Origin of the sequence: Microvirga sp. HBU67558, assembly GCF_018069605.1 — a bacterium.
Classification (GTDB): domain Bacteria; phylum Pseudomonadota; class Alphaproteobacteria; order Rhizobiales; family Beijerinckiaceae; genus Microvirga; species Microvirga terrae.
The window spans coordinates 19,162-28,404 of the sequence record NZ_JAGPUP010000492.1 but is presented as its reverse complement, the minus strand read 5'-3'; the positions used below and the strand labels follow the sequence as shown (position 1 = coordinate 28,404).

Below are 9,243 nucleotides of genomic sequence, written 5' to 3'. Positions count from 1 at the left end.
CGGACGGACCGACCAGGATCACGAACTCCCCGTCCTGGATGTCAATCGACACCCCGTGAATGACCGGTACCGTTCCGAAATTCTTGCGGATGTTGCGGATCTCTACTGAGGCCACGGGGCTTCCTCCAACCTATGTGCGTTCACGGCACTCTAAAGGTGCCCTGCCAGAACCTTGATACAGCGACGCTATGGTAGGTGTTTCTACGACTTGATCAAGTTAAGCACATATCATGTTGCACGACAAATCTTGACATGCAAGCCGGAGTGCCGTTGCATCGCGAAGATTGCGGTTCCTGGAACCCGGCTCGAATATGGGCTGTCGTTCGCTCGCGGATCCACCTGTCGCCACGCACAGGAACCGGATTTGAATCGTCAAGCTCCGACAGGCCGGCACGGCTCGGAGTGAAGGGAGATAAGCGCTCATGATCAAGAATGTTGCGGTCGTCGGCTGCGGGATCGGCCGCACCCACATCGTTTCCTATGCGGCTCATCCGGACAAGTTCCGCGTGGCGGCCATCTGCGACCTCAACGACGAGCGTCTGGCGAGCATCGGCGACGAATTCGGCATCGAGCGCCGGACCAAGGACTATGCCGAGATCCTGCGCATGGACGATGTGGACATCGTCGATGTCTGCACCCCTCCGGCGGTCCATCTCGAACAGATTCTGGCCGCACTCGCGGCCGGCAAGAACGTGGTCTGCGAGAAGCCGCTCGTGGGCTCCGTGGCGGATGTCGACAAGGTGATCCAGGCGGAAAAGCAGTCCAAGGGCCGCGTTCTGCCGATCTTCCAGTATCGCTATGGCAACGGCATCATGAAGGCCAAGCACATCATCGATCAGGGCATCGCCGGAAAGCCCTATCTCGCCTCCGTCGAGGTGTTCTGGAAGCGGACCGCGAAATACTACGACAATCCGTGGCGCGGACGCTGGGACACCGAGCTCGGCGGCGTGCTCGTCACCCATGCGATCCACCTGCACGACCTCCTCACCTTCGTCATGGGCCCGGTCAAATCCGTCTTCGCGCGCGCTGCGACCCGGGTCAACGACATCGAGGTGGAGGATTGCGTCGTCGGCAGCCTGGAGCTGCAGAACGGAGCGCTCGCCTCCACGGCCGCCACCCTGGGATCGCAGGACGAGATCAGCCGCCTGCGCTTCTGCTTCGAGAACGTGACGTTCGAGAGCTGCCAGAAGCCCTACGCGCCGGGCGACGACCCGTGGAAGATCATCCCGGCCTCCCCGGAGGTGCAGGCCCGGATCGATCAGGCGTTCGAAGGCTGGACGTTCGTCCCGACGCGGTTCGAGGGCTTGTTCGCCCCCTATCACGAGGCTCTGGTCTCGGGCGGTGAGCTGCCGATCACTCTGGTCGATGCACGCCGTTCCCTGGAGCTCCTGACGGCCTTCTACCAGTCCATCGAAACCGAGCGGCCGCAAACGCTGCAGGTGGGTCCCGATCATCCCCGCTATACGAACTGGAGCCTCGCGAACAAGGGCGCCGACGTCCTGCGCTACGCCGCCCGGGCCTAGTTTCGACGCCGTCGTCTCCCGCATGAAACAAAACCCGGGGTGTCGTGCCCCGGGTTTTGTTTCGTCCGTCTTCGAACGAACCGGGCGACCGGCTCAACCCAGCCAGTCCTTCCGGCCCGAAAACTCGTCCGGCACGAAGTTGCCGCCCTGGTAGCTGCGGGCGAGCTCCGTGGCGAGCTCGACCGTCTCGACTTTCGCCGCATAGGTTTCCGCATCATCCTGAGGCTCGTAGCCGAGCCGGTAAGCGGCGGCATTGTCCCACCAGGAGCGGGTGTTCCGGGAGACGCCGTAGACGATCTCGTGGACGTAATCGGCCGTGAGGCCAGCCTCGACCAGGCGCACGAAATCCCCGTGGGACAGCCAGGTGGACAAGGCCCGCCGATTGTCCGGCTCGGGCAGGCACGAACCGATCCGCAGGCAGAGGCTGCGGATGCCGTGCTTGTAGGCGTAGAGCGCCGCCACGTCCTCGCCGATGGCCTTCGTCAGCCCGTAACGCGAATCGGGCCGAGGTGGGCTTTCACCGGACAGGGTCCGGTCGTTCGGATACAAGCCGGTGGCGTGATTGCTGCTTGCGAAGATCACCCTGTCGACGCCGGCACGCCTTGCGCCCTCGTAAAGGTTGATCGTCCCGACGATGTTGGACTGAAGCATCTCCGGCCAGCCGGTCTCGTAGGGAATGCCGCCCAGATGGATGATCGCATCCACTCCCTCGCACAGGGCCCGGACAGCCGCCGCATCGGCGAGGTCGCAGGGGACGATTTCCTCGCCCTTGCCTGCGTCTCCCAGGGTGACGATGTCGGACAGCCGCAGCAGCTGGTACCGTCCGGCGAAGGAGTGGCGCAGGAGGCTTCCAAGGCGGCCTGCGGCTCCGGTGAGCAGAATGCGTCGCGGGTTCACGGCTGTTTCACCATTCGATCGTGAGAGAAGTATTTGTCATATATATGACGAGTCGAGAGGGTCAGGGGTCGCCGTGGACCGACGTCCCTCGGAATCGCCAGAATCAGCCCGTCAGACGTCCATCCACCGTTCGACCCGCGCGCCTGCCACGGGGGACGACGCGATGAAGAGGCTGCCGGATTGCGGAGCGGAGGCGAGCACGTCGGCATTGTCCGGCTTCAGGGACGTGATCACCAGGGTCTTCAGGTCGTCGCCGCAGAAACACGGCATGGTGGGCGCCGGAACGGGCACTGGATGGGATTCCACGATCTCCCCGTCCCGGGAGATCCGGTTCAGGCGCCCGGCGGAGACGCCGGAACTCCAGTAGAACCCCTCCTCGTCGCAGGCGCCGCCATCGGGCCGGCCCCGAGCCTCGTCGAGCGTGGCGATGCGCGCCCGGTTCGCAAGGCGCCCGGAGGACGGCTCGAAATCGTAGCGGTCGATCCAGGGGCTGCGGGAATCCGAGTGGAACATGGTGCGGCCATCGGCCGACCAGGCGAGCCCGTTCGACACGAGGCAGACATGCTCCAGAACGCGGGTCACCCGGCCGCGTCCATCGACCCGGTAGAGGGAGCCGCGCGGCTCCTTATGGGGTCGGTCATCCATGGAGCCGACCCAGAACGCGCCGTCGGGCCCGACCTTGCCGTCGTTCAGCCGGTGCCAGGAGGGTTCGCCTGGAACCTCCGCGAGGATGTCCAGGCTCTCATCCTCGGGATCGAACACCGCGATCGTGCGTTCGAGCGCCACGACCAATCGCCCACTGGCTCCGAGCCCGATCGATCCGACCACCCGCGGCATCGTCCAGGTGCGATGCTCCGAGCCGTCGAGGCGAATGGAATGGATGGCCGGCGCCTTGATGTCGACGAAGAACAGGACCTTGCGGCGATCGTCCCAGACCGGACTTTCGCCGATCCCGCATCGGGTATCCTTGAGCAACCGGAAGTCGAGCATCACCGGGCCCCCGGCCCGGCCGGCCCCGCTTCCGCGAGCGCCTGCGCCTTCAGGGTCAGCTCCATGGCCTTGAAGCAATGCTCCTGGCCCATGGCCGTCTCGGTCCGGTTGCGGATGTCGTCGACGAGATTGCGTCCGTAAGGCAGCTCCTCGTTGGAGCAGTCGAGATGGCGCATGCCGGTCTTGTCGACCAGGAACAGATGATCCTTGCCCTCGCGTCCGGCGATGTCGATGTACTTGCGCATCTCGATGGTGCCTTCGGTTCCCACGACCATGACGCGCCCGTCGCCCCAGGTCGGCAGACCGTCCGGCGTGAACCAGTCGACCCGGATGTAGCCCGTGGCATCGGCGGTCTTGAGCGTCATCTCGCCGAAATCCTGCAGCCCCGGCGTCTGCGGGTTGTTCCGGTTGGCCACCATCGCATAGGTGACCTCCGCATCCTTCGCGCCCGTATAGAACAGGAACTGCTCGCATTGATGCGACGCGATGTCGGTCAGGATCCCGCCATAGGCCTCCCGTTCGAAGAACCAGGACGGGCGGATCGGCGCATTGAGCCGGTGCGGGCCGAGCCCCAGGGTGTTCACCACCTTGCCGATGGCTCCCGAGCGGATCAGCTCGCCAGCCTTGTCGGTGACGCGGCTGCTGAAATGCTCGGAGTAGAAGATCGAATAGATGCGACCCGTCTCCTGCTGGACCCGGCGCACCTCGGCCAGCTCCTCGAGGGTGACCATGCCCGGCTTGTCGACCATGTAGTCCTTGCCGTGGCGCATGACCTCGATGCCGATCCGCGCGCGGTCCCTGGGGATCGCGGCGCTCAGCACGATGGCGACGCTGTCGTCCTCCAGGATGCGCCGGGCGTCGTGGACGCGTTCCGCCTGCGGATAGCGCTCGGCGAAGGACACTGCGAGGTCGTCCTCCGGGGCGAAGAAGGACACGAACGTCGCCCCGGCGCCGAGGAGGGCTTCAACCTGACCGAAGATATGGTTGTGGTTGATGCCGATGACGGCGAAGCGAATTCCGGATGCTGACATTCGCTCAACCCTTCAGACCGGTGGTCGCGATGCCTTCGATCAGCAGGCGCTGGAAGACCGCGAAGAACAAGAGGACCGGGATCAGGGCGACCACCGACATGGCGAAGAGCGCGCTCCAGTCGGACTTGCCCGTCGAGTCCACGAAGGTGCGCAGGCCGAGCTGGACCGTGTACTGGCTCGCGTCGTTCAGATAGATGAGCGGGCCGAAGAAGTCGTCCCAGGTCCAGATGAAGGTGAAGATCGCCGCCGTGGCGAGCGCCGGCACCGACAGGGGTAGCATGACGCTCCAGAAGATGCGCCAGGGGCCGGCTCCGTCGATGATCGCCGCCTCGTCGAGCTCGCGCGGAATGCCGCGGAAGAACTGGTAGAGCAGGAAGATGAAGAAGGCGTCCGCGGCCAGGAACTTGGGCACCACCAGGGGCAGGAAGGTGTTGACCCAGTCGAGGTTCAGGAACAGCACGTATTGCGGGATGAGGGTCACGTGGTACGGCAGCATCAGCGTGCCGAGCATGAGCGCGAACCAGAAGTTCTTGAGGGGGAACTTCAGGCGTGCGAACGCGTAGGCGGCCAGCGAGCAGGAAAACACGTTGCCGATCACGCTGAGGACCGAGATCACCAGCGAGTTCCAGAAGAAGGTCCCGAAGCTCACCGTCAGGCCCGACCAGCCGCGGACATACGCGTCGAAGGTGAAGGCATCGGGCCAGAGCGAGGCGTTACCGAAGATCTCGTCGTCGGGCTTGAAGCTGCTCGCGAGCATCCACAGGAGCGGATAGAGCATGACCAGCGAAACGGCGCACAGGATCACGTGGTAGAGGAGAGAACGGGCTCCGCCCACATTCTGCGTCGTGGCGACTGTTGTGGCGTCAGTCATTGTAATGGACCCAGTAGCGAGAGGTGAGGAACGAGAAGGCGGTGAAGCAGGCGATGATGATCAGAAGGATCCATGCCAGAGCCGACGCATAGCCCATGCGGAAATAGGCGAAGCCTTCCTGGTAGAGATACAGGGTGTAGAACAGGGTCGAGTCGATCGGCCCGCCCGTGCCCTCGCTGATGATGAAGGCCGGCGTGAAGGCCTTGAACGCATCGATGGTCTGCACGATGCCGTTGAAGAACACCACGGGCGTGAGAAGCGGCAGGGTGATCTTGAGGAACTGCTGCACCTTGTTGGCGCCGTCGATGTTCGCGGCCTCGTACACGTCCGGCGGGATCTGCCGCAGGCCGGCGAGGAAGATGATCATCGGGGAGCCGAACTGCCAGACGCTGAGCAGCACCAGCGTGTAGAGCGAGTAGTTCGGATCCGAGATCCAGCTCGGTCCCTGGATGCCGAAGAGCCCCAGCGCCACGTTGGCGAGGCCGTCCTTGGCGAAGAGCTGGCGCCACAGCACCGCGATGGCGACGCTCGCGCCGAGCAGCGAGGGCAGATAGAACAGCGCGCGGTAAAGGGGCAGGCCGGCAATGCCGCGGTTGAGCACCATGGCGAGGCCGAGCGCGAAGGCGAGCTTCAGTGGAACGGCCAGGATGACGTAGGTGAACGTCACCTGCATGGAATGCCAGAACTTCACGTCATTGGTGATGATGCGCTGGTAGTTGGCCGTTCCGATGAACTGCGGATCCTGCAGCAGGTCGAAATTGGTGAAGGACAGATAAAGGGATGCGAGCGTCGGGCCGAGGGTCAGGCCGAGAAAGCCGATGAGCCAGGGCAGCAGGAAGGAATAGGAGACGAGGGTGCGGGACAATCCGCCCCGACGCTTGCTGCGCTTCTCCGGCTCGGTGATCGTCAAAGGAATTTGAGCAGTTGTTGTCATGCGGAATGGCTCACAGCAATGTCATGATAGACGGACAGGCCGACCCGGTTCGGCTGGGTCGACCTGGTGAGTCAGGGGGCGCTCGCGGTTACGCGCGGCTTAAGATGGCCTGGGCTTCGCTGACGTACTGCTTGCCGCCATCGGCCGTGGACAGGCGGCCGAAGCCGACCTGCTCGGAAATCCGGCGCAGCATGGTCTGGATCTCGCCGGCGCCCTTCGGCGGAGCCGGAGGGATCGGCCCGACCTTCGGCGTGACGTGGGAGATGAAGTCCACGACGAGCTTGCCCTGGGCGTCGAGCTCCGCCGACACGGCCTCGCGAACCTTCGGCGAGGCCGGAACGCCGCGCTCCACGCCAAGGAGCTTGGCGCCGTCCACGTCCTTCACGGTGAAATTGGCGAACTTCACCGCCGGCTCGGCCACCTTGCTGCGGGCGTAGATGCTCCACATCATCGACGGCTTGAGATAATGGCCCGGATTGGGACCGGCGCCCTGCGGATACATGGTGATGCCGAGCGGGTTCTTGTTGAGAACTTGGTAGCCGACATACTGGTTCGAGTGGTTGAACGCGCAGGCCGCGCGGCCCTGCGTCAGCAGGTTGGTCTCGATGTTGTTCTTGTCGAGGGCCTGCAGGTCGGCCGGCGGGCAGGCCTTCGCCTCGCGAGCCTTGGCCCACATGGCGAACCAGTCCGACGCATCCTTCTCGTCGAGGCCGAGCTTGCCGTCCTCGGTATAGAGGGCCTTGCCGCGCTGGCGCAGCCAGTTCTCGAACGCGACCTCCTCGGCGCTGGCGTCGGAGGTGCCGAAATACTCACCGTTATGGGCCTTGGTGACTGCGGCGGCGAGTTCGAAGAACTTGTCCCAGGTCACGTCGATCGGCTCGGGAACGCCGGCCTTCTGGAACGCCGCCTTGTTGTAGATCAGCGCGTTCGAGTTGTTGCCGATATTGATGCCGTAGAGCTTGCCGTCGACCTTGCAGCTGTCGAGAGACGCTTTGTCGAAATCGCCGATGTCGAGGGATTTGCCCACGAATTCGTCGAGGGGCAGCAGGGCGCCGCGGCGGGCATATTCCGCGACGTAGCGGTAGTCCATCTGGATCAGGTCCGGCGCATTGCGGCCGGCCGCCTGCGTGGCGAGCCGCGGCCAGTAATCGCCCCAGGCCAGGGTCTCGCCGTCGATCTTCACGCCCGGGTTCCGCTCCTGGTAGAGCGAGACCGCCTTGAGGGTGCGGTCGGCGCGCTCCTTCGAGCCCCACCAGTAGAGGCGGACGCGCGCGTCCTGCGCGAAGGCCGGAAGGCTCCCCAATGCGCCGAGACCGGCGGATCCAAGAGCCGCCTTCAGCAAGGTCCTACGGTTAAGATCATGGGTCATGTGGCGTATCTCCCTCTCGGGCGCCGGCTCAACGGCTGCCCAGATGTATGGCCTCTTTCGGCGACGGCTCTTGTTTTTTGGCACCTGTTCCGCCGAGGTTCCGGTCCCTTCACCTCGGACGTTACGGGAGCGCTCCGCTTTTGTCGCCATCCGACATGAAGCTAAAATTTAGAATGGTTGTATGTCAACCAGTTGTATGATGTAATTTGACGATCTAAGCTCCCGGATCGAAGCTTCCTAAGGGACAGCCGGATCAAGAAAACATCCAAACCCTGGTTTACCCACCGCCGAAGCTCATATTTGTCATACAAATTCAACGCTTAAGCCTCACGCCGGGCGAAGCAGCAGGAGAACCCAAGAGAATGGATCGCGCGAACAGGAAACGCATTGCCCTCATTGGCACGGGCCACCGCGGCACGAGCATGTGGGGAATCAACGTCGTCAAAGGCTATGGCGACTTCGTCGAGATCGTGGCTCTGTGCGACCTCAACGGGCTTCGGGCCGAGCGCGCCAGGGGCTTTCTGGGCATCGACGCTCCCATCTATGCCGACGCCCAGGAGATGATCGCGGCCGTCAAGCCGGACACGGTGATCATCTGCACCCGGGATTCGAATCACGACGAAATGATCGTGCGGGCGCTCGAAGCCGGCGTGAACGTCATCACCGAAAAGCCCATGACGACCACGGCCGAAAAGGTGCGCCGCATCCTCGACGCCGAGAAGCGGACAGGCAAGCGTGTCGACGTGACCTTCAACTACCGCTACGCTCCGACCGTCCGGAAGATCAAGGAACTCCTGAACTCGGGCGTGATCGGCGACGTCACCTCCATCGACTTCCACTGGTTCCTCGACAACAAGCACGGCGCCGACTACTTCCGCCGCTGGCACGCCATCGAGGAGAACTCCGGCAGCCTCTTCGTCCACAAGAGCACGCACCATTTCGACCTGATGAACTGGTACCTGGACGACGACCCGGAGGACGTTTTCGCGTTCGCGAGCCTTCGCAAATACGGCAAGGTCAATCCGTTCCGCGGCGAGCGCTGCAAGACCTGCCCGCATGCCAGCTACTGCGACTACTACATGGACATCAGCCAGGATCCCTGGCTCGAGGCTCTCTACGAGGATCCCTCGCGCGAGGACGGCTATGTCCGCGACGCCTGCGTGTTCCGCGAGGAGATCAATATCCCCGACACCATGTCGGCCATGATTCGGTACCGGAAGGGCGTGCAGGTCACCTATTCGGTGAACACCTACATGCCGATCGAGGGCCATTTCATCGCCTTCGACGGGACGAAGGGCCGCATCCAGATGCGCCAGTTCGAGCGTCAGCCCTGGGAGACGCCGGAGCATGACGAGATCCTGCTCGTGCGGAATTTCGGCGGCGCCGAGACCATCAAGGTCCCGCATGAGCCGGGCGGGCATTTCGGCGGCGACCCGAAGCTTCAGGACATGCTCTTCAAGCCGGATACACCGGATCCACTGAACCAGCGCGCCGGCTCGCGCGCCGGCGCCATGTCGGTGCTGTGCGGCATCGCTGCGCTTCAGAGCTCCAAGACCGGACAGATGGTTAGCGTCTCGAAGCTGCTCGATCCGGCCCAGGCCATCGCGGCCTGACGATCGACGGGAGGT

The 9,243-nt window shown here is 63.7% G+C and carries 8 protein-coding genes and 1 pseudogene; 2 read left to right on the top strand and 7 right to left on the bottom strand.

Translation table 11 applies throughout. The features are described from left to right. A pseudogene (locus KBI52_RS32835) lies at positions 1–115 on the bottom strand (sugar ABC transporter ATP-binding protein); the annotation flags it as partial. A 307-nt stretch (positions 116–422) separates the two neighbouring features. Here KBI52_RS32835 and KBI52_RS10310 point away from each other — a divergent pair. After that, positions 423–1,523 (top strand): Gfo/Idh/MocA family protein, encoded by a 1,101-nt coding sequence (locus KBI52_RS10310; RefSeq protein ID WP_210807201.1) that lies wholly within the window; start codon positions 423–425, stop codon positions 1,521–1,523. Between the two features lie 93 nt (positions 1,524–1,616). Here KBI52_RS10310 and KBI52_RS10305 read toward each other — a convergent pair whose 3' ends face one another. The 6 genes from KBI52_RS10305 to KBI52_RS10280 form a co-directional block, all read right to left on the bottom strand. Continuing rightward, positions 1,617–2,420, bottom strand: coding sequence for an NAD(P)-dependent oxidoreductase (locus KBI52_RS10305; protein ID WP_210807199.1), 804 nt, complete (start codon positions 2,418–2,420; stop codon positions 1,617–1,619). Between the two features lie 111 nt (positions 2,421–2,531). Further along, entirely contained in the window at positions 2,532–3,410 is an 879-nt protein-coding gene (locus tag KBI52_RS10300; RefSeq protein WP_210807197.1) for an SMP-30/gluconolactonase/LRE family protein, read from the bottom strand. Beyond that, entirely contained in the window at positions 3,410–4,441 is a 1,032-nt protein-coding gene (locus KBI52_RS10295) for a Gfo/Idh/MocA family protein (RefSeq protein ID WP_210807195.1), read from the bottom strand. The genes KBI52_RS10300 and KBI52_RS10295 overlap by 1 nt, the downstream gene beginning before the upstream one ends. A gap of 4 nt (positions 4,442–4,445) precedes the next feature. Then, the gene (locus KBI52_RS10290; RefSeq protein ID WP_210807193.1) at positions 4,446–5,312 is read right to left on the bottom strand and encodes a carbohydrate ABC transporter permease; all 867 of its coding nucleotides are present in this window, start codon (positions 5,310–5,312) and stop codon (positions 4,446–4,448) included. Next, a complete protein-coding gene (locus tag KBI52_RS10285) occupies positions 5,305–6,246 on the bottom strand; it encodes a carbohydrate ABC transporter permease (RefSeq protein ID WP_247654314.1) in 942 nt (313 codons plus the stop codon). Before KBI52_RS10285 ends, KBI52_RS10290 begins: the two co-directional genes overlap by 8 nt. An 88-nt stretch (positions 6,247–6,334) precedes the next feature. Next, a complete protein-coding gene (locus KBI52_RS10280) occupies positions 6,335–7,615 on the bottom strand; it encodes an ABC transporter substrate-binding protein (protein ID WP_173946766.1) in 1,281 nt (426 codons plus the stop codon). A gap of 362 nt (positions 7,616–7,977) precedes the next feature. Between KBI52_RS10280 and KBI52_RS10275 the strand changes: the two genes are divergently transcribed. After that, entirely contained in the window at positions 7,978–9,228 is a 1,251-nt protein-coding gene (locus KBI52_RS10275) for a Gfo/Idh/MocA family protein (protein WP_173946767.1), read from the top strand. Positions 9,229–9,243: the final 15 nt, after the last annotated feature.